Source organism: Thalassobacillus cyri (assembly GCF_900107755.1).
In the GTDB taxonomy this organism is placed as follows: Bacteria; Bacillota; Bacilli; order Bacillales; family Halobacillaceae; genus Thalassobacillus; species Thalassobacillus cyri.
Window position 1 is genome coordinate 17,594 of record NZ_FNQR01000027.1, and the last position, 21,287, is coordinate 38,880.

Sequence of the window (21,287 nt, forward strand, 5' to 3'; positions counted from 1 at the left end):
CTGATATTATTAGATGATAATATTCGGATTTTGAGGTGTGCTTATGAAAAGAAGCGAACGTCTTGTTGTAATGACCCATTATTTATTAGATCATCCTAGAGAGTTGGTTTCTTTACCATTCTTTTCAGAAACGTATCAAGCTGCCAAGTCTTCGATCAGCGAGGATTTAGGTATCATTAATCAGATGTTCCAAAAAGAGAGCATTGGATACTTACAGACAGTATCAGGAGCTGCCGGTGGCGTGAAGTATATTCCGCAATTTTCGAAAGAATATAGTGAATCCTTTGTGAATCAGTTATGTAATCGGCTTGAAGATCCTGAGCGGCTGCTGCCAGGCGGCTACTTGTTTATGAGTGATTTACTTGGGGAACCGCAAACGGTGAGAAATATAGGACGATTGTTTGCTTCCGCGTTTGCAGATAAAGAAGTAGATGTGGTTATGACCGTAGCTACAAAAGGGATACCACTTGCGTATGCTGTGGCTTCTTATTTGAATGTACCTGTAGTCATCGCCCGCAGAGATCCTAAAGTCACGGAAGGATCCACGGTAAGTATCAATTATGTTTCAGGGTCTACAAGAAAAATCCAGACGATGGTACTGACGAAACGGAGTCTTCAGGAAAAATCACGTGTATTGATCATTGATGATTTTATGAAAGCTGGAGGCACGATTACCGGCATGAAAAACCTGCTTGAGGAATTCAATGCCATAACCGCAGGGATAGGTGTTTTGGCAGAGGCTGAAGACGAAGAGGAAGAACGTGTCGTTCATGATTATTTGTCCCTTGTCCAAATCATCAATGTGGATGATCGAAACAAACAAATTAAGGTTACAAATGGAAATTTATTAGATAAAATTACATGATAAAATTTATTAATAATACAACGTGTTAGAAACGGAATCCCTGTTATACCAACAGTTAGGGTTCCGTTTTTTAATATAAAATGTTATTAAATTTTTTTTGATTTATATGAAGGTAAAATTTTTTTATTAAATAAAGAAGGAATTTTTGCCGTTTTGTGGAATTTATGTAATAAGTTCTTATAGGAAAAAGGTGGTGAATTTTAATGGAAGTAACTGACGTTAGACTGCGACGCGTGAATACCGAAGGAAGAATGCGAGCAATTGCTTCTATTACTTTGGACCAGGAGTTTGTCGTACATGATATCCGTGTCATTGATGGCAACAACGGTCTATTTGTAGCTATGCCAAGTAAGCGCACGCCTGATGGAGAGTTTCGGGACATTGCACATCCGATCAACTCGAACACCCGTGGAAAAATTCAAGACGCTGTACTTGAAGAATACCACCGTGCTGGTGAAGCAGAAGTAGAGTATGAAGAAGCCGGCGCTTCATAAGTGAATATCGTGACAACAGGGGGTCTAACTTCACAGGAGTTAGGCTTCTTTATTTTGTTTTCTTATACCCGGTTTTTACCGGGTTTCATCATGTCTTTTTTTGGAAGCTCTTCCTATTTGTAATAATTGTTGTTTCAAGTAGGGTATTGTTGAAATAACAATGGTTTTAAGATATGATTTTTATGGATAAATAGGATGGAGGGTTACTTCATGGGGAATAGATATGCCGTTGTGCTTGCGGCTGGTCAGGGTACAAGGATGAAGTCTAAACTATACAAAGTTTTGCATCCTGTATGCGGCAAACCAATGGTACAGCATGTTGTAGATCAGTTGAATAAAGTCGATTTAAGTGAATTGATTACAGTTGTAGGATTCGGGGCTGAGAAAGTTCAAGATCAGTTAGGCGAAGACAGCCACTATGTCATTCAGGAAGAGCAGCTTGGAACAGGACATGCGGTACTTCAAGCGGAAGATATCCTGGCAGATAAAGAAGGTACGACGCTTGTCGTTTGTGGGGATACTCCGTTATTGACAGGTGAGACATTACAATCATTGATTGATCATCATGATCAAGAAGGAGCACTGGCGACAGTTTTGACTGCTCATGCTGCCGATCCAACAGGCTATGGCCGTGTCATACGTGGGGCAACAGGAGAAGTCGAACGAATCGTCGAACATAAAGATGCAAATAGAGAAGAAAGAGAGATCCAGGAAATCAATACAGGCACCTATTGTTTTGATAACCGTGCGTTATTTGATGCCTTACAAAATGTATCCAATGATAATGTACAAGGGGAATATTATTTGCCGGATGTCATTGAAATCCTGAAAAATAAACAAGAAAAAATCAGCGCTTACCAAACGGGTGATTTCTCAGAAACATTGGGAGTCAATGATCGTGTTGCTCTCGCCCAGGCCGAAAAAACAATGAAACAGCGCATAAATGAGCAGCATATGCGGAACGGGGTTACTTTGATTGATGTAGATAATACTTATATTGGCCCGGATGTAAAGATTGGCCAGGATGTTATTATACATCCCGGGTCAGTGATTGATGGCGAAACAGAAATTGAAGATGATGCCATCATCGGGCCGCACACTACGATAGAAAACTGCCGTATAGGCGCTGGTACAGTCATCAAGCAAAGCGTAGCTGCCGACAGTAATATCGGAAATCGCGTTCAAATTGGTCCTTTTGCACACATTCGTCCGCAATCTGATTTGGGAGACGAAGTGAAGATCGGTAATTTTGTGGAAGTGAAGAAGGCTGCTTTCGGTAATAAGAGTAAAGCCTCCCACCTGAGTTATATCGGTGATGCAGAGGTAGGCAGCGGAGTAAATATCGGCTGTGGAACTATTACCGTCAACTATGATGGCGCCAACAAGCATTTGACCACGATTGAAGATGATGCGTTTGTCGGGTGCAATTCGAACTTGATTGCACCTGTGACGGTGGGTAAAGGGGCTTATGTAGCTGCGGGTTCAACCATCAATAAAGATGTGCCGGCAGAAGCACTTTCGATTGCACGCTCGCGTCAAACGAACAAAGAAGGCTACGCTTCTAAAATGAAAAATTCAAAAAAAGGTTAACGGAGGGTATTTCAAATGGCAACTGGTTATAAGGATCCATCTTTGAAGGTATTTTCGTTGAATTCCAATCCTTCATTGGCGCAGGAAATTGCGGAAAATATTGGTACGGAACTAGGAAAATGCTCTGTAACGACTTTCAGTGACGGAGAAATTCAAATTAATATTGAAGAGAGCATCCGGGGCTGTGACGTCTATGTCGTACAATCCACTTGTGCTCCAGTAAACCAGCATATCATGGAACTTCTAATCATGATTGACGCATTGAAGCGTGCGTCTGCGAGAACAATTAATATCGTGATGCCTTACTATGGTTATGCACGTCAGGATCGTAAAGCACGTTCTCGTGAACCGATCACTGCTAAGCTTGTAGCGAACCTGCTACAAACAGCAGGGGCGACACGTGTATTGATGCTTGATTTGCACGCGCCGCAAATCCAAGGGTTCTTCGACATTCCAATTGATCATCTCGTTGGAGTCCCGATTCTATCTGAGTACTTCCAGGAGAAAAATTTTGATGATGTAGTTGTCGTTTCCCCGGATCACGGTGGCGTTACACGCGCCAGAAAAATGGCTGATATATTGAAAGCGCCGATTGCCATCATTGATAAACGCCGACCACGCCCGAATGTTTCTGAAGTGATGAATATCGTCGGTAACATTGAAGGAAAAACGGCTATTCTGATTGATGATATCATTGACACCGCAGGTACAATCACGCTTGCCGCCAATGCTTTAGTGGAGAATGGCGCCAAAGATGTGTATGCTTGCTGTACCCACCCGGTACTCTCCGGTCCTGCAATTGAACGGATTGAAAACTCTAAGATAAAAGAGCTTGTTGTCACCAATACTATTCCACTTGGTGAAGACAAGAAAATTGATAAAGTAACAGAACTATCCATTGCACCATTGATCAGTGAAGCAATCATCCGTGTGCATGAATTCAAATCCATTAGTATCTTGTTCGACTGATTTTAATAGAAAAACAGGTTTAGCTCAGACAGCGAAAGGGAAACATTACTAAATAGATGGTTTTTATTTCAATGGAGGGTGATTAACTTGGGAATTCAATTAAAAGCAAATCAAAGAACAGATTTGAAACAATCAACGAGTAGGGAATTACGCCAGGAAGGCAATGTACCTGCCGTTGTATATGGTAAAGATAAGGAACCGATCACCGTGTCTGTCAATAGCATTGAACTATTAAAAACAGTACGTGATGAGGGAAGAAACGCAATTATTTCCCTTGATGTAGAAGGAAATAAAACAGTAGATGTCATGTTACATGAATACCAGGTCGACCCGCTTAAGGACGAGCTAATTCATGCGGACTTCTATATTGTCGACATGGAACAGGAAATGGACGTAGAAGTGCCAGTCCGTCTGGATGGAGAATCTGTTGGCTCCAAAGAAGGCGGTGTGTTGCAACAGCCGCTTTACCACCTGCAAGTACGTGCTAAGCCAAACAATATTCCAGAAGAGATTACAGTCGATGTATCTGAACTGGAAGTCGGAGACAGTATCATGGTCAGCGACTTGAAGCAAGGCCGTAATTACGAAATCCTGGATGATGAAAATCAAACAATCGTTTCTGTCACTCCACCGGAAGAAATGCCGGAAGAACCAGAAACGGATGATGCAGATGCAGAACCTGAATTGGTTGGTGCCGAGAAGAGTGAAGAATCAGAGGAAGAAAACGATAAAGAGTAATTCTTTGAAAGTGTACAGGGGGCGTGACATTGTGTTGCGCCCCTTTTATTTTACTTTAAGATAAAGGATTAAAGTATAAGAAACACTTAGGTTTTCGCCATAAGGACTTGGCGATAAGCCAAGCTTTTCTAATCGTCTGGACAATTAGGCTTGGAATGATAGTGAGTTTAATCAGGCTCGAGCGCCTGACCCTCCGAGTTCTTAAGTCTACCCTCATTGTGGCAAAAAGCGCCAAGATGAGGCTTCTCTAGATCTTGTATGGGGTGAGCAAGGCGCTTGTGCTTTTAAATTTGCTATAATGCTAATATAAGTACTTATTTGTAAAAGGAAGTTGAAGAGATGAAGTGTATAGTGGGTTTAGGGAACCCTGGTAAAAAATATGAAAAAACGAGACATAACATAGGCTTTATGGTCATCGATCATTTGGCTGCTAATAACCATTGGGAGCTGAAACAAGAAAAATTCAAAACCCTTTATACGATAGAACATATCAACGGGGAAAAGGTCTTGCTGTTAAAACCTCAAACGTATATGAATCTTTCCGGTGAAGCGGTCCGTGCATTTGCGGATTATTATGATTTTGATATTGGTGACTTTCTTGTCATTTATGATGATTTGGATTTGCCACCTGGTAAAATCCGCCTCCGTCAGAAAGGTGGACATGGAGGACATAATGGCATTCGTAATATCATCGACCATTTCCAGGATAAATCTTTCAAGCGGCTTCGTGTAGGTATCGGGCGCCCTGATGTGCCGATGTCGGTCATTGATTATGTGCTGGGTACTTTCGATAAAGAACAGCTCGATTCTGTGCAGGAAAGCATTGATAAAGCAGCTAAGGCATGTGAAGCGTGGTTTGAGCGCCCGTTTCAGGAAGTGATGAATGATTTCAATCAATAATCACCCGTTCCATTACTAAAAGTGAGAGATTGGTATGTCTTAAATCGGCTGGTCATAAACTGTATGAATCGTATAAATCAGACTAGAGACGGTCAAACTAAGCACAATTGCTCTAAATAGGAGGTTGTGCGATGTCGATCATATACGTTTGCCGTCATTGTAATAATACTGTGGGGAAATTAGAACAGGAAATAGCAGATGAGAATATGCTTGGTCTTGGAAAATTGACGGAACAGGAGCGAGAAGAAATGATCGAGTTCCAACACAATGGAGACCTACGCATAAAAACGATTTGCGATGATTGCCAGGAGGCACTTGATCAAAATCCCCAATATCATGAATTAGACTTTTTCATTCAATAAACCGCCGGGATTCAAAAACAAGGGTCATCGAACGGTGAGAACGATAATTGTGGAGGAATCGTTAATGCAAGGATTAAAGAAATATTTGCATGGCCAAGATGATATCCATTCCATAGCTTCCGGGTTTACTACCGGCATGCAAGAACAAATGGTATCAGGGTTATCGGGATCTGCCCGCAGTGCGCTCGTCTCCATTGTAAACGAGTCGTTGGAACGTCCTATTTTGCTTGTCACCCACCAATTGGTCCAGGCACAACAATTGTATGAAGATTTACAGGAGATAGCCGAGGCTGAGAAGGTCCATTTATATCCGGTCAACGAGCTCATCGCTTCGGAGATTGCCATTGCAAGTCCGGAGTTAAAGAGCCAGCGTATCGAATCATTGAATAATTGGTTGAAACAAGGCTCAGGTATCTTGATTACACCTATAGCGGCATTAAAACGGATACTTCCCCCTAAGCCCTATTGGGAACGTTACCGTCTTCCCTTTAAAGTGGGGGAGGAAATAGATGTCGAGAATTATTTAACACGCTTAGTAGAAATGGGCTATGAACGCACGGGAATGGTAGCCTCCCCTGGTGAGTTCAGTATTCGCGGGGGAATCATGGATGTTTATCCGCTGACTGCTGAATTTCCCTATCGGATCGAATTGTTCGACACCGAAGTAGATTCCATTCGTACCTTTGATTCCGAAAGCCAGCGTTCACAGGAAAAATTGGATCAGGTCACGATCGCTCCTGCTACGGAACTTTTAATAACTGAAGAAGATTTCACACGAGCCTCTCATCGCTTAGGAGAGGCCTTAAGTCATTCACTGAAAAAACTTACCAAATCGGAAGCTAAGTCTCGGCTGACGGAAGTAATCGAACATGATCTGGAACGACTTAACCAGCAAGAGCGTTTTCAGGAAATGTATAAATATATAAACTTCTACTATGAAGAGCCCGCTAATTTACTAGATTATTTGCCAGAAGATGGCATTGTAGTAGTGGATGAAATGAGCAGAATCCAGGAGACTGCCCAGCGACTGGACCAGGAAGAGGCGGAATGGTATCAAAGTCTTTTAGAAGCCAATCAAATTGTACGGGACCTCTCGATCTCTTATGATTGGCATGATGTATGGTCTAATATCAAACATCCAAGGTTATATTTGTCAGTTTTCTTGCGGCATATTCCTAACACACAACCGGAAAATGTCGTCAATATTTCCTGTCGTCAGATGCAGCAATTCCATGGTCAGATGAATCTATTGAAAAATGAAATGGAACGATGGGAAAAACAGAATTTTTCTGTATTAATCCTGGCACCTAATGACGAGAGAGCGGAAAAGGTACAATCTGTGCTTGATGACTATGGAATGGAAGCGGTCATCAGTAAACAGGATGTCACCCTCCCCGTTACCAAACCGACGATTTTAACAGGCAATATCAGCAGCGGCTTTGAATTGCCGTTGCATAAGCTTGCTGTCATTACAGAAAATGAAATGTTCAAAAAGAAAACATCGAAACCGAAACGGAAACAAAAATTATCCAACGCTGAACGCATCAAAAATTACCAGGAACTAAAGGTCGGCGATTATGTCGTTCATGCTAACCATGGGATCGGAAAGTATCTTGGCGTCGAGACCCTGACGATGAACGGGGTGCATAAAGATTTTTTACTCGTCAAATATTCTGGTAACGATAAACTGTTTGTACCGATCGAGCAAATAGATTTGATTCAAAAATACGTCGGTTCTGAAGGCAAAGAACCTAAGGTCTATAAGCTTGGTGGCAGTGAATGGGGTAAAGTCAAGCGTAAAGTGCAATCCTCCGTCGAGGATATTGCCGATGATTTGATCAAGTTGTATGCCGAGCGGGAAGCTTCAAAGGGGCATGCCTTCCAGGAAGATAGCGAAATGCAACGAGAATTCGAAGCATCGTTCCCGTATCAGGAAACACAAGATCAGTTGCAATGTATCGAAGAAATTAAAGAGGATATGGAGAAAATCCGTCCGATGGACCGGCTTCTCTGCGGGGACGTCGGTTATGGGAAAACAGAAGTAGCTATCCGTGCTGCCTTTAAAGCTGTTGCGGAAGGAAAACAGGTGGCAATCCTTGTCCCCACCACTATCCTCGCACAACAGCATTATGAAACAATTCAGGAAAGATTTCAGGATTTCCCTATCAATATCGGTTTGTTAAGCCGTTTCCGTACAAAAAAACAACAAAAAGAAACAACCGAGCAAATGAAAAAAGGGTTAGTAGACGTGGTGATAGGGACCCACCGGCTGTTATCAAAAGATGCTCAATTCAAGGAACTCGGGTTATTGATCGTTGATGAAGAACAGCGCTTTGGCGTTAAGCATAAAGAGAAAATCAAACAACTGAAAACCAATGTTGACGTGTTGACGTTGACTGCGACACCGATTCCACGAACCTTGCATATGTCGATGCTGGGGGTCCGGGACTTGTCCGTCATTGAAACACCGCCAGAAAACCGGTTTCCGATCCAGACCTATGTGCTCGAATACAATCCAGTATTCATGCGGGAAGCAATCGAGCGTGAAATGGCAAGGGGCGGACAAGTGTTTTTCCTTTTCAACCGCGTAGAAAATATCGAGCGGATGGCAGAAGAGATTTCGGCACTCGTACCGGAGGCAAGGGTTACTTCTGCGCACGGGCAGATGAACGAAACCACATTAGAAAATGTCATGTTCTCCTTTTTAGAAGGAGAATTCGATGTCCTGGTCAGTACCACAATCATTGAAACCGGGGTGGATATCCCGAATGTCAATACATTGATTGTGTATGACGCAGATAAGATGGGGCTGAGTCAATTGTATCAATTGAGAGGCCGTGTCGGTCGTTCTAACCGTGTCGCCTATGCTTATTTTACTTATCAACGAGACAAAGTACTGACAGAGGTTGCAGAAAAACGACTGCAGGCAATCAAGGAATTCACAGAGCTGGGGTCCGGGTTTAAAATTGCTATGCGTGACCTCTCGATCCGGGGAGCGGGTAATCTGCTAGGTGCACAACAGCATGGGTTCATTGATTCGGTCGGTTTCGATATGTATTCTCAAATGCTGAAGGATGCTATCGAAGCTAAAAGACAGGGAAAAGAACCGGAAGAAATCCAGCCATTCCAGGTTGAACTCGATTTACAAATCGATGCTTATCTGCCTGATACGTATATTGCTGATGAAAAACAAAAAATCGATATATATAAACAATTCCAGGCGATAGAAAGCGTGGAAGATATCCATGACTTAAGGGATGAAGTGATTGACCGCTTTGGAGACTATCCGGATGAGGTGGAGAATTTATTCCTTGTTTCTTCTATGAAGATGCATGCGAAACAAGCACGCATCGAAGCTGTGTCAGAAACAAAACGCAAAATTGAACTAGTGATGGAAGCAGAAGCCAGTCAGGAAATCGATGGGGCAAAATTATTCGACCTCGCTAATAGCTATGGCCGGATGGTCCAATTAGGGACAGAAGACCAAAAGCTGAAAGTCACTTTCCAATGGGATAAAAAGACATATGTGCGTCGCTACGAAGTGGTAGATGAATTCTTGCAAAGACTGCCTGCAATGAGACGAGAAGTTTCCACTGCTTGATACAATAATAATGGGGAGAAGGGCTGTGGCTCTTCTCCTTTTTTATGATTTCGCGCCTATTTATTGCTATAAATCCATTGTTTAGGTGAATAGGTTTTTATTGTTGATTCATACTAAAGTCATCAACTGTATTTTTGTTGTATCCTATCACCAGAAATATTAAGACTAATCATCAAGGAAAGTGAGGCTTCTCAGTTATGAAAGCAACAGGAATTGTACGTCGCATTGATGACCTCGGAAGAGTGGTTATACCTAAAGAAATCCGTAGAACTCTGAGAATTCGTGAAGGAGATCCTTTGGAAATTTTCGTCGATCGAGAAGGTGAGGTCATACTTAAAAAATATTCACCAATCAGTGAACTCGGAGATTTCGCGAAGGAATATGCGGATGCCTTATTTGACTCGCTAGGCCAGCCGGTTCTGATTTGCGATCGGGATGAATTTATTGCGGTAGCAGGAGGATCTAAAAAGGATTATTTGAACAAACATATCGGTCAAAAGATTGAACAAGCCATTGATAATCGTACAGTAGTTACAGAAAAAAACTCCAGCCAGGTAGAATTAGTACAGGGGCGTGAAGAAGAGCTGGCGTCGTATGTCGTAGGTCCGATCATTGCTCAAGGAGATCCAATCGGTTGTGTGGTCATTTATTCTAAAGAAGGGCCGGCATTAGGAGATGTGGAAGCGAAGTCTGTAGAGACAGCTGCAAGCTTTCTCGCTCGTCAAATGGAATAACAGTACGCGAATTTATTCTATACGTGTTGGGAAGAGCTGTATGACCATAATGGCGTCATACGGCTTTTTTAAATAGTCCTTTCTTACTTACAGCCTCTTACATGTGAAGCAGGGAATACTCCTGTGCTATAATAAATGGAAGTTATTATGGAAAGGCGTTCCAATATGAATGACAATATGGAAACCAGACAATTCTTTAAGGGTGCATTCATCCTTACATTGGCAGGACTATTCAGTAAAATATTAAGTGCAGGCTACCGGATCCCACTTCAAAATATTACAGGGGATCTGGGCTTTTATATTTATCAGCAGGTTTATCCTTTCCTTGGAATTGCAATCATGCTTTCATTATACGGCTTTCCGGTGGCAGTATCTAAAATGGTGGCAGATTTCAGAGACCAACAACGAGAGCTGGCTTTACGCTCTTTTTTTATACCGGTATTTGGCATTATATTTCTGTTTAGCTTATTGTTATTTTTATTATTATTTACTCAAGCTGGCAGGATAGCAGGATTAATGGGAGACAAAGCCTTATATGTTCCAATAAGAGCAAGTGCCTATGTGTTCCTGGTTTTGCCGTTCACATCATTGTTTAGAGGAATATTTCAAGGAACGGGCGATATGAAGCCCACTGCTGTATCACAAGTTCTGGAACAGATGGTGCGCGTGAGTATTATCATCATAGTAGCTGTTTTATTGCTTCAACATTCTGATTTCTACGCCATCGGTACAGGGGCGGCTATCGCGTCAATTTTTGGTGCGGGGATTGCTGCTATCTATCTGGGTACAGCTTTGACAAAGCGGCAATTATGGAGCCGTAACGTACATAGAGAACTCCCTTACAGTTATTTTTTCAAAACGGTTTTCTTATACGGTTTATTCATTAGTGTGAATTATATGTTTTTGCTGCTTGTTCAACTGGCTGATGCTTTTACCTTGGTTCCTGCGCTAGAAAGCTATGGAGTTACTTCACATGACGCAAAAGTGATGAAAGGGATATTTGACCGAGGCCAGCCACTGATTCAGCTCGGCATTGTGCTGGGATCGTCACTTGCTCTGGCTCTAATTCCAACTATTACTAAACAGCGTCTTGAGCAGCAGCCGGATAAATTTCATAATCATTTACATTCAGCGTTGAAGATAAGTTTATTTTTAGCAGCTGGAGCTACAGTGGGATTAATCATGATTTTTCCTTATGTAAATGAACTTCTTTACCAAAACAATCATGGGGAAACTTATTTAAGAATATTGATGGTGGTTATCCTGTTCAGTTCGATAGCGATTACCACATCCTCTGTTCTTCAGGGAGTGGATGCTGTCTATCAGACAGCAGGAGTCATACTGGCTGGAGCTGCAGTAAAGTGGGGCGGCAATGTGCTGCTCGTGCCTTTATTCGGTTTGTATGGTGCTGCCTGGGCCTCGGTCAGTGGAGCGTTTGTAGTACTGGCTTGGAATTTATGGCTGATGCGTCGCAGGTTTAGGCCGTCTGCCTGGCGCAAACTGCCATTTTTTAAACTCCTCTTAGCCCTGGGGGGAATGACAGCGTTTCTGGTTGGTATAAGTATGTTGGAAACCTATTGGCTGCCGATTGAATCACGAGGTATTTTATTACTGTTCACATTGACAGTGGCTGGCATTGGAGGGCTGGTTTATTTGATGATATTAATCAAAAGTGGGGCTTTTTCCAGGGAAGAATTGGGGCAAATACCATCTGGAGAGCTGCTGGATAAATGGTTTTCAAGGAGGAAGCACAAATGAATACGATTGAAGTGATTGGGCTGGGAGCGGGAGATATCAATCAACTTCCCCTCGGAATTTACAGGAAATTGACTAATAAATCTCACTTTATCTATATGAGGACACAACATCATCCAGTCGTTGAGGAGCTGAAGAAAGAAGGTATTCCATATCAATCCTTTGATGAAATATATGAAGCGCATGCTCAGTTCGAAGAGGTTTACCATCAAATCGTACAACAGTTAATGGAAGCTTCATCTGGGCAGTCAATCATCTATGCTGTGCCTGGTCACCCTATGCTTGCAGAACGGACCGTTCAATTGCTGCTTGAAAAAGAGGAACAGGGCGAGCTGAAAGTAGAAATTGCCGGAGGACAGAGCTACCTCGATGATCTGTATACAGCGCTCAGAATCGATCCTATCGAAGGGATGCAATTTATCAATGCAACCTCATTTGATCGATTCCAGCTGCAGTATCAAGGTCATATCATTTTTTCACAGGTATATGACGCTATGATTGCTTCTGAAGTGAAGCTGGCTTTGTTAGAGGATTTGAAACCAGAACATCCCGTTACCATCGTAACAGCGGCAGGAAGTGAACAAGAGAAAATCGTTCCCGTAACCCTGGAAGAGCTGGACCGCTCTGTTGAGCTCGATAATCTGACAAGTGTGTACTTGGCTCCCGTGGCAAAAGAAGTTTTGAATCATCAATTTTCCCGACTGCGGGAAGTAATCAGGGAACTGCGCGGACCTGACGGATGTCCGTGGGATAAAAAGCAAACCCATGAATCATTACGCAAGTATTTGATTGAAGAAGCATATGAATTCATTGACGCAGTCAATAATCTGGATGATGAATCAATGGTGGAAGAGCTTGGCGATGTACTATTACAAGTGATGCTTCACAGCCAAATTGGAGAAGATGAAGGATTTTTCACTGTCGATGACGTAATATTATCAATAACGGAAAAAATGATCCGCAGACATCCGCATGTTTTTGGGGATATATCGGTAAACTCTTCGGAAGAAGTGATCACGAATTGGGATGAAATAAAAAAGCAGGAGAAAGCTGTCCAGCCGGAATCTATGTTGGATCAAGTACCAGCCAGCTTCCCGGCCTTATTGCAGGCAGAGGATATCCAAAAGCGAGCAGCAAAGGTAGGGTTTGACTGGAAAGAAGCAGGGCCGGTATGGAGCAAAGTAGAAGAAGAGTGGCAGGAGTTCAAAGAGGCTCAGCAAGCAGCTGATGCAAGAGAAATGGAAAAAGAACTTGGGGATCTTTTGTTTTCTATCGCAAACCTTGCCCGCCACTATAAGATCAATGCAGAAAGCGCTCTGCAAGGAACGAATGAAAAGTTTCGGGATCGCTTCCGTCATATGGAACAAAAAGCATGGGAACAAGGAGCAGCATTAGAAGAGTTGACGTTGGATGAGTTGGAAAAATGGTGGAATGAAGCAAAAAAACGATAAAAAGGAGATTGTGCCTGATGCGTTTAGATAAGTTTTTGAAGATTTCCCGTTTGATTAAGCGGCGAACGTTAGCTAAAGAAGTGGCCGACCAGGGACGGATCACCGTCAATGGCAACCAGGCGAAAGCTGCCACGAACATTCAGGTTGGAGACGAATTGGTAATTCAGTTCGGACAGAAAGTATTGACACTGGAGGTAAAGAATCTTCGGGAAAATGTGAAAAAAGACGAAGCGACCACCTTATATGAAATCGTAAAAGAAGAAGCTGTACATCAGTCTTAGTTTGTACCACCTCATATATATGAGGTGGTATTTTTGTACTTTAATCTCTGTTAAATCTCCGAGTTGATTTTACAGTAAAGCACCCTTTTGCTGAAGACTAAGTTTCGATATAGTTGGGGCCGTTACCATGAGAGGAATGGGATGGTCCGGGAAACGACTCGCTTTCCTGCAGGATCTCGCCTAGCCCCTTCTCCCACGGGAGTCTCGCCGTTTCCCTTCCCATCCAGCCAGTTTTATACTAAACGGACCCTTCAAAAGGAAAAAGAGTGTTAACTACTAAAATCTTCATTTCATAATTTATAAAGAGGTATATGGGGCTAAGGTTTCTTTCTACCATCATGGCGTTTACCACAAGTGGGATTTCGAGAACTTCCTATGGTAAAGGGCGTAGGGGAACTGCGAGACTCCTCGAAAATGCTACGCATTTCCTTCGTGCGTGGGTTAAGTCAAGTTGAAAATGCAAAGTCCTGTGGGAAATGCGTGTTAGATGAGACCCCACAGAGCGTCAGCTCGAGGAGGCTCATCACTCGCCCACGGAAAGCGAGTTGTTCCCCAACGCCCTTCCTCTCTTACAATATCCCGGAATCGAGTCTTCCATTATACGGCCCTATAGTTGAATAGGTCTCTAATGAATCAACAGCAACCTTTAACAGAGTCATTCTTTAAGATAGTTTACCTTCGTTAAAAGATTAAAGTGTAAAAAAGTACGAAGGGCTTCGCCATAAGTACTTGGCGAAAAGCCAAGTTTTCTAATGTTCCTTAATAAACCATCTAAGCATTCCACGTGTTCTAATTTCCCTTTTTTCATCATAGGTTGTACTAAGTGAAGGGGGATCAGAACCATGGAATACTATGAAAAAGAATCGAATAACTTACGTGGACAAGCCGAGCATCACGTCAGGATGATGAATAGAAAAAACTTAGAGATTACAGGGGTTAAAGAAGTAGACAGCTTTGATAATGAAGAATTTTTATTGCAGACCAGCATGGGGTATTTAGTGATCCGGGGTGAAAACCTGCAAATGAAGAATCTCGATGTTGACCAGGGAGTTGTGTCAATCAAGGGGAAGGTTTTTGAAATGACATACCTGGATGAACACCATGCGGAGAAAGCTAAAGGGTTCTTTAGCAAGCTGTTCAAATGACGTTGACAACCCAATTCCTCGCAATGGCAGTAATGATTGCCGGGGGAATCTATTTGGGTGCAGCCATGGATACACTAAAAAGATTTGAAAAGCTGTACCGAAAACGGACGCTGATGAACTATACCATTGTCATCAGCTTTTGGCTTTTACAAGCATTCATTCTTTTTTTTCTTTTATATCAAGTGAACTATGGTGAGCTGCGTCTTTATATTTTCCTTTCGGTTCTCTGTGGGTATGCGGCATACCGTGCACTTTTTCAAGGTATTTATGTTCGAATTCTTGAGCGGATGATCCATATGACCATGGCGATGGTGCGTTTTTTCCTGCGTTGCTTTGAAATTTTAATTTTAAAGCCGATAATATGGTTATGGAATGTTGCTTCAGCTATTGTATTATGGGTTTCATCCATCTTATTAGCGGGTAGCATATTGATGTTACGGGTGATTTGGTGGCCCGTTAGGCAGATGCTTCGCCTGTTGTGGAAGCTTCTTCCTAAAAATATGAAAAAATACTTACACACGTTAGCAGGATTTTGCGTTACAATAAAGAATACATTAATAAACTTGTCAGATTTATGGAAACGATAAGGAGGCAGAGTAGATGGCCGAAAAACAAGTGACACGATTAGAATCGAACTATATGAAACAGTATGATACATACGTAGCACGTCAACAACGAAAGAAAAAACGTCTGTTTCGTCGGCTGGCACTTTTCACCGTCCTGACCCTGGTTATTATGGGCTCGATGCTGACTTATCATTTTAAACAACAAGCAACTTATAATGAAAAGCTGGAGCGCATGGAAGAATTGCAGGAACAGAAAATCGCGCTTGAGAATCAGGAAAAGAACCTCAAGGAAGAAATTGAGCTATTGAATAATGAAGAATATGTTCTCCAAATTGCACGGACGAATTATTTCTTTTCTAAAGAAGGCGAAATTATCTTTAAACTTCCCGAAGAAGACCCATCTTATTGACACACTTTTCATTCCTTATATATAATAGTAAAGAAGGATATTTATCGAAAACTTAAGGAGGAGCATTTTTTTTATGTCAATCGAAGTAGGCAGCAAGCTGCAGGGTAAGGTAACTGGTATCACTAATTTTGGAGCATTCGTGGAACTTCCCGATGGGCAGACAGGTCTTGTCCATATTAGTGAGGTTGCCGACAACTATGTCAAAGATATTAATGACCATTTAAGCGAAGGCGACAAAGTAGAAGTGAAAGTCATTAATGTCGGTAAAGACGGAAAGATCGGCCTTTCCATCAAGAAAGCGAAAGAGAATTACGGACGTCGCAATAAGCCGCAGAATCGGAAGCCGGCAGAATCATTCGAACAAAAGATGAATCGCTTTCTGAAAGATAGTGATGAGCGTCTTGCTTCTTTGAAGAAGCATACGGAATCAAAACGTGGAGGTCGAGGTGCTAAAAAAGGCTAACTTGCTGCCTATGTAAATATATCATGGACGTGCAAAAAAACGGGCTTGCCAGAAATGGCAGCCCGTTTTTACTTTGTAAAAATATTTTTATTTTTATGCGCCGTGGTGATGAATACCACTCGCTTTCCTTACCCTAACCTTTATTAATGGAACCCAATCTATTATAGGTGTTTAAAATTATTAATAACCAAATATAAATGTTTAAACATAAAAAGCTGAGGCGGCTTCCGAAGAAACCGCCTCAGCAGGACAAGAATGTAATAGATGACCCGTACGGGATTCGAACCCGTGTTACCGCCGTGAAAGGGCGGTGTCTTAACCACTTGACCAACGGGCCTTGTCGTTATGTAACCTTTTTAAAAAGAAATGGTAGCGGCGGAGGGGATCGAACCCCCGACCTCACGGGTATGAACCGTACGCTCTCGCCAGCTGAGCTACACCGCCATAAAGTCATGATTCAAAGTCACAAGCAATATATTACAACATGATAGATTACGTGTCAACAGAATTTATATTTTCGAATTAGTCTGTCAATTTTTGAAAATGATAGAAACCGTGTGGATAAAGGGATTAGCCCTTAGCTGCGTTTTTAAAAGCTCGAATAAGCGTCGTTGAATTTGTAGAAGAGTCCTTCTCAAACTGGAAATCAGTCGAACTTTTTGTTACTGCTCTCCTCTTGTTTTGACAAATTACATGATAGATATGTGGTTTAATAGAGCAACAAGAAGGAGTGGTGAAGATGTTGGGGACATTAACGAGAAAGGGTTCACAAACAATTGGGGTAGAAAAAGCCAGATGGAGCAAATTGAAGAAGAAAGCGGAAGGTAGAGCGAAGTACTTATTGATCGACAAGGGCTGGTTGTTGATGATTATAGCTTTGCTCCTGGGCAGAGCGGTCATCTTATCTTCTATCTCCCCGTTCGTCATCGCATTGATTGCATCTGTGTGGTGGCTGCGAAGAGACCGTGTACCGGCTGTCGTCTTATTTGCCGTCATCGGAGCTTCTACTTATGGATGGCTGCAAACGGGCTTTGTATTTACAGCTATGCTGACGTTCTTGATTCTCGCCTTCATCGTACATACGTGGAGAGAACATCAGAAGCTGCTGCCATTAATGGCATTCTTAGCCTGCGTCCTCCCGAGGGCCATCGCATTTACGTTACTGGATGCATGGCAGCCATACGAAGCGCTGCTTATGGCTGCTGAAGGCGTACTAAGCGCGATGCTTGTCCTTATATTTATGCAGAGTGTGCCGCTTTTATCACCAAAAAGATATAAAGCAACATTAAAAAATGAAGAAATCGTCTGTATGATCATTCTACTGGCCTCCGTGCTGACGGGTACGATTGGCTGGCAAATCCAGGATGTTTCGCTGGAACAAATATTCTCCAGGTACCTGGTTTTATTCCTTGCATTTATCGGTGGAGCAGCGATAGGTTCTACTGTCGGGGTTGTAACGGGACTGGTGTTGAGTCTCGCAAATGTAGCAAACCTCTATCAAATGAGTCTGCTTGCTTTTTCAGGTTTGCTGGGGGGGCTGCTGAAAGAAGGGAAGAAAACCGGTGTCAGTATTGGTTTGATTGTCGGTACATTGTTGATCGGTATATATGGGGGAAGTGTATCGACACTATCACCATCACTAACAGAAACCGGTTTGGCTATCATCCTGTTCGCGTTGACGCCGGAAGGCTGGATAAGAAAGCTGTCACGTTTTATTCCAGGTACGCAGGAGCATTCTCAGGAACAAGAACAATATTTGCAAAAAGTACGGGATGTAACTGCTGTAAGGGTGGAAAAATTTTCGGACGTTTTTCGTGCGTTATCAAAAAGTTTCCATCTGATCGATCATCAAACAGATAATGATGAGGAACAGCGGGAAAAAGATTATTTCTTAAGCCACGTAACGGAAAAGACATGCCAATCTTGCTTTAAGAAGGAGCGATGCTGGGCCAAACAATTTGATCAAACGTATCAGGTGATGACTGATTTGATGACTGATCTCGAAGAGGGGGACGAGCCAAGCCGCTTAGTGCGTAAAAATGTGGACCAATATTGCGTCAAACCACAAAAGCTCATTGACACGATGAAGTACGAGATTTCTTTCTACCAGGCGAATCAACAGTTGAAAAAGCAAGTCCTTGAGAGCAGGAGGTTTGTTGCTGATCAGCTTCGCGGAGTATCAGAAGTTATGGAAGACTTTGCAAAAGAAATTACCAAAGAAAGGGAGAATCATGAGCTCCAGGAGCAAGAGATTACGTATGCCTTGAATCAATTAGGGTTGGAAATAGAAACGCTCGATATCTATACACTTGATGCCGGCAATATCGATATCGATCTTACTTTCTATGTGCGAAATTATCATGGGGAAGGGCCAAAACTAATTGCTCCGCTGCTTTCTGATATTTTAAAAGAAACGATTGTCGTAACAAAGGAAAATATCGCCCCATTTCCGAATGGTTATTGCGAACTGTCTTTTCAGTCAGCGAAGAGATATATCATGGAGACAGGAGTCGCACATGCCGCCAAGGATGGAGGGTTTATTTCTGGTGACAGTTATTCAACGATGGAATTAGGGGCGGGGAAGTATGCCCTCGCTATCAGTGATGGAATGGGGAATGGCATCCGCGCGCATGAAGAGAGTATGGAAACGCTGCGGCTCTTACAACAAATCCTGCAATCAGGTATCCAGGAACAAGTAGCGATTAAATCGATCAATTCTATACTATCGCTGCGAACGACTGATGAGATATTCTCCACTTTAGATTTAGCGGTAGTAGATTTACAGGATGCTACTTCAAAATTTATTAAAATCGGGAGCACTCCAAGCTACATTAAGCGTGGCTCGCAAATGATGAAAGTAGAATCCAGTAATCTTCCTATAGGGATTATCCAGGATGTAGATGTTGAAATTGTCAGTGAACAGCTGGCTCCAGGTGATTTATTAATTATGATGAGCGATGGCATATTAGAAGGACCAAAGCACGTAGAAAATATCGAAGCATGGCTGAAGCGGAAGATAAGAGAATTAGAGACAGACGATCCGCAGGCGGTAGCGGATTTGATATTGGAGGAAGTGATTCGAACCCGTGGATCGATCGGAGATGACATGACTGTACTGGTAGCAAGGTTGGACCATAATCAGCCACAATGGGCAGCAATACCATATAAACGAAAGGAGGCATAATTTAACTTTTTAAAACCGGGGCACAGGTATAAACCCCTCGATGTTCGGCGATGATGAAGATAACGAACAGGAGGGGTGATCCAGTGAAAAAAGGTACATTGAAGCAAATCTTGTTGTTGACGGATGGGTGCTCGAATCAGGGGGAAGATCCAGTAGCAGTTGCTGCTCTCGCTAATAATCAAGGTATCACGGTGAATGTTATTGGAGTACTGGATGATGATCAAAGCGAGCAGCCGGATGGACTGGAAGAAGTTGAAGCGATTGCTATGTCTGGTGGTGGTGTCAGCCAGATTGTATATCAGAAGGCTCTTTCCCAGACCGTACAGATGGTCACCAAACAAGCAATGACACAAACGTTGCAGGGGGTTGTGAACCAGGAACTGAAACAAATTCTTGGGGAGAAGCAGACGTTTGAAGAATTGCCTCCTGATCAACGTGGCGAGGTGATGGAAGTAGTGGAAGACCTCGGGGAAACGTGTGACCTTGAGGTGCTGGTTCTTGTCGATACGAGTGCCAGTATGACTCCGAAGCTTTCTACAGTCAAGGAAGCTCTTTTTGACTTGTCTTTGAGTCTGAATGCACGGTCTGGGAACAATCGCTTCAGCATCTTCTGCTTCCCTAATAAAATAAAACCGATTCAAAAGCTGATGGATTGGACCCCGGAGTTGGACGGGATCTCTAAAGTTTTTCCTAAGTTGGCCAGTGGAGGAATAACGCCTACTGGACCAGCCTTGAAAGAAGCGATGTACCAGTTCGGCAAAAAAAGCTTGTTTGGGAGCATGAAACATGCAAGTGAACCATACGAAGAAACTGGTTACTAACTTAAAGCGAGGGACCATTATCCGGGGGAAATGGAACGGAACGAAATACCAGGTGATTCAAAAGCTGGGTGAAGGTGCGTGTGGTGTTGTCTATTTGTGTGAGCGAAATGGCGTTCAGGCGGCACTGAAGATTGGTACCGACAGTTCGAGGATCATTACGGAAGTGAATGTTCTGAAAACCTTTCAAAAGGTCCAGGGAAAACGCCTTGGGCCTTCTTTGTTGGATGTAGATGATTGGGTGACTCCTGATGGTATTACTTTCCCATACTATGTGATGGAGTATCTGAGAGGGACAGAACTTGCCAGTTTTCTTCGTGGTAAGGGAAAAGAGTGGCTCGGGGTCATGATGCTGCAATTATTGACTGATTTAGAAGAACTTCATGATCAGGGTTGGGTGTTCGGAGATTTGAAGACAGATAATCTGCTCGTCACCACTCCTCCTCCTAAGTTGCGTTTGATTGATGTGGGAGGGACCACGCAAACCGGTCGGGCGATTAAAGAGTATACAGAATTCTACGACCGTGGTTATTGGCAGAGGGGTTCAAGGAAAGCCGACCCTTCCTATGATTTATTTGCTCTCACGATGGTCATGTTAGAAATCGCTTATGGAAGCCGATTTGAGCGAGGTGCTCAACCAAAGCAAACCCTGGAAAAGAAATTACAGCATGCGCCAGTTTTAAAGCCTTATCGTCCGCTTATTCAAAAAGTGTGGGCAGGGGGATATGGTCATAGCAGAGAAATGAAAAGGGATCTTTCCTCCATGTTGAGCAGCCCGGCAAAGTATAAAGCCGCAGAAATGAAAAACACCCGTGTCTCCAGAAGAAAAGAAGCTGAAAAAACGTCATTCGCATCAGCGGAAGCAATAGTGATTTTTATTTCAGTCATTCTTTTTTATTTCCTATATTCGATAGTTGCCTGGTAAAGCTCCTATATTTTGCAGTAGCATGGCTACAAATGAT

The 21,287-nt window shown here is 42.7% G+C and carries 19 protein-coding genes and 2 tRNA genes; 19 read left to right on the plus strand and 2 right to left on the minus strand.

The window, feature by feature from the left end; all coding sequences use genetic code 11:
- The first annotated feature begins 43 nt into the window (after positions 1–43).
- The 16 genes from purR (at position 44) to BLV00_RS20930 (ending at position 16,323) form a co-directional block, all read left to right on the plus strand.
- The gene (gene purR, locus BLV00_RS20855; protein ID WP_093046841.1) at positions 44–865 is read left to right on the plus strand and encodes a pur operon repressor; all 822 of its coding nucleotides are present in this window, start codon (positions 44–46) and stop codon (positions 863–865) included.
- A gap of 203 nt (positions 866–1,068) precedes the next feature.
- Entirely contained in the window at positions 1,069–1,359 is a 291-nt protein-coding gene (spoVG, locus tag BLV00_RS20860) for a septation regulator SpoVG (RefSeq protein ID WP_028781775.1), read from the plus strand.
- A gap of 210 nt (positions 1,360–1,569) precedes the next feature.
- Positions 1,570–2,949: a bifunctional UDP-N-acetylglucosamine diphosphorylase/glucosamine-1-phosphate N-acetyltransferase GlmU gene (glmU, locus tag BLV00_RS20865; protein WP_093046842.1), complete on the plus strand. Its 1,380-nt coding sequence runs from the start codon at positions 1,570–1,572 to the stop codon at positions 2,947–2,949.
- 15 nt (positions 2,950–2,964) lie between these two features.
- The gene (locus tag BLV00_RS20870) at positions 2,965–3,918 is read left to right on the plus strand and encodes a ribose-phosphate diphosphokinase (RefSeq protein ID WP_093046843.1); all 954 of its coding nucleotides are present in this window, start codon (positions 2,965–2,967) and stop codon (positions 3,916–3,918) included.
- 87 nt (positions 3,919–4,005) lie between these two features.
- Positions 4,006–4,656 (plus strand): 50S ribosomal protein L25/general stress protein Ctc, encoded by a 651-nt coding sequence (locus tag BLV00_RS20875; protein WP_093046844.1) that lies wholly within the window; start codon positions 4,006–4,008, stop codon positions 4,654–4,656.
- Between the two features lie 339 nt (positions 4,657–4,995).
- Complete coding sequence (gene pth, locus BLV00_RS20880; RefSeq protein ID WP_093046845.1) at positions 4,996–5,556, plus strand: aminoacyl-tRNA hydrolase; 561 nt, start codon at positions 4,996–4,998, stop codon at positions 5,554–5,556.
- 131 nt (positions 5,557–5,687) lie between these two features.
- Positions 5,688–5,918 (plus strand): anti-sigma-F factor Fin, encoded by a 231-nt coding sequence (gene fin, locus BLV00_RS20885; protein WP_028781780.1) that lies wholly within the window; start codon positions 5,688–5,690, stop codon positions 5,916–5,918.
- A gap of 64 nt (positions 5,919–5,982) precedes the next feature.
- On the plus strand, positions 5,983–9,519 hold the full coding sequence (mfd, locus tag BLV00_RS20890) for a transcription-repair coupling factor (protein WP_093046846.1): 3,537 nt from the start codon (positions 5,983–5,985) through the stop codon (positions 9,517–9,519).
- Between the two features lie 197 nt (positions 9,520–9,716).
- Positions 9,717–10,253, plus strand: a complete 537-nt coding sequence (gene spoVT, locus BLV00_RS20895; protein WP_093046847.1) for a stage V sporulation protein T — start codon at positions 9,717–9,719, stop codon at positions 10,251–10,253.
- A gap of 165 nt (positions 10,254–10,418) precedes the next feature.
- On the plus strand, positions 10,419–12,011 hold the full coding sequence (locus BLV00_RS20900; RefSeq protein ID WP_218131916.1) for a putative polysaccharide biosynthesis protein: 1,593 nt from the start codon (positions 10,419–10,421) through the stop codon (positions 12,009–12,011).
- Positions 12,008–13,459 carry a bifunctional methyltransferase/pyrophosphohydrolase YabN gene (gene yabN, locus BLV00_RS20905; protein ID WP_093046849.1) on the plus strand — a complete coding sequence of 484 codons (1,452 nt, stop codon included), beginning with the start codon at positions 12,008–12,010 and terminating at the stop codon, positions 13,457–13,459. Before BLV00_RS20900 ends, yabN begins: the two co-directional genes overlap by 4 nt.
- Before the next feature lie 17 nt (positions 13,460–13,476).
- Positions 13,477–13,740, plus strand: a complete 264-nt coding sequence (locus BLV00_RS20910) for an RNA-binding S4 domain-containing protein (protein ID WP_093046850.1) — start codon at positions 13,477–13,479, stop codon at positions 13,738–13,740.
- An 842-nt stretch (positions 13,741–14,582) separates the two neighbouring features.
- On the plus strand, positions 14,583–14,885 hold the full coding sequence (gene yabP, locus BLV00_RS20915) for a sporulation protein YabP (protein WP_093046851.1): 303 nt from the start codon (positions 14,583–14,585) through the stop codon (positions 14,883–14,885).
- Positions 14,882–15,472, plus strand: coding sequence for a spore cortex biosynthesis protein YabQ (gene yabQ / locus BLV00_RS20920; protein WP_093046852.1), 591 nt, complete (start codon positions 14,882–14,884; stop codon positions 15,470–15,472). Before yabP ends, yabQ begins: the two co-directional genes overlap by 4 nt.
- Positions 15,473–15,485: 13 nt before the next feature.
- On the plus strand, positions 15,486–15,860 hold the full coding sequence (locus BLV00_RS20925; protein ID WP_093046853.1) for an FtsB family cell division protein: 375 nt from the start codon (positions 15,486–15,488) through the stop codon (positions 15,858–15,860).
- 73 nt (positions 15,861–15,933) lie between these two features.
- On the plus strand, positions 15,934–16,323 hold the full coding sequence (locus BLV00_RS20930) for a S1 domain-containing RNA-binding protein (RefSeq protein ID WP_028781789.1): 390 nt from the start codon (positions 15,934–15,936) through the stop codon (positions 16,321–16,323).
- Between the two features lie 265 nt (positions 16,324–16,588).
- On the opposite strand, the gene BLV00_RS20935 is transcribed toward BLV00_RS20930, so the two are convergent.
- Both BLV00_RS20935 and BLV00_RS20940 read right to left on the minus strand, forming a co-directional pair.
- A tRNA-Glu gene (locus tag BLV00_RS20935) sits at positions 16,589–16,660 on the minus strand.
- A gap of 30 nt (positions 16,661–16,690) precedes the next feature.
- Positions 16,691–16,767, minus strand: a tRNA-Met gene (locus BLV00_RS20940).
- Between the two features lie 295 nt (positions 16,768–17,062).
- Between BLV00_RS20940 and spoIIE the strand changes: the two genes are divergently transcribed.
- The 3 genes from spoIIE to BLV00_RS20955 all read left to right on the plus strand — a co-directional run bounded on the left by spoIIE (position 17,063) and on the right by BLV00_RS20955 (position 21,250).
- A complete protein-coding gene (gene spoIIE / locus BLV00_RS20945) occupies positions 17,063–19,507 on the plus strand; it encodes a stage II sporulation protein E (protein ID WP_093046854.1) in 2,445 nt (814 codons plus the stop codon).
- Positions 19,508–19,590: 83 nt separating this feature from the next.
- Positions 19,591–20,328 carry a vWA domain-containing protein gene (locus BLV00_RS20950; RefSeq protein WP_093046855.1) on the plus strand — a complete coding sequence of 246 codons (738 nt, stop codon included), beginning with the start codon at positions 19,591–19,593 and terminating at the stop codon, positions 20,326–20,328.
- Positions 20,294–21,250 (plus strand): serine/threonine protein kinase, encoded by a 957-nt coding sequence (locus BLV00_RS20955; RefSeq protein WP_093046856.1) that lies wholly within the window; start codon positions 20,294–20,296, stop codon positions 21,248–21,250. Before BLV00_RS20950 ends, BLV00_RS20955 begins: the two co-directional genes overlap by 35 nt.
- Positions 21,251–21,287: the final 37 nt, after the last annotated feature.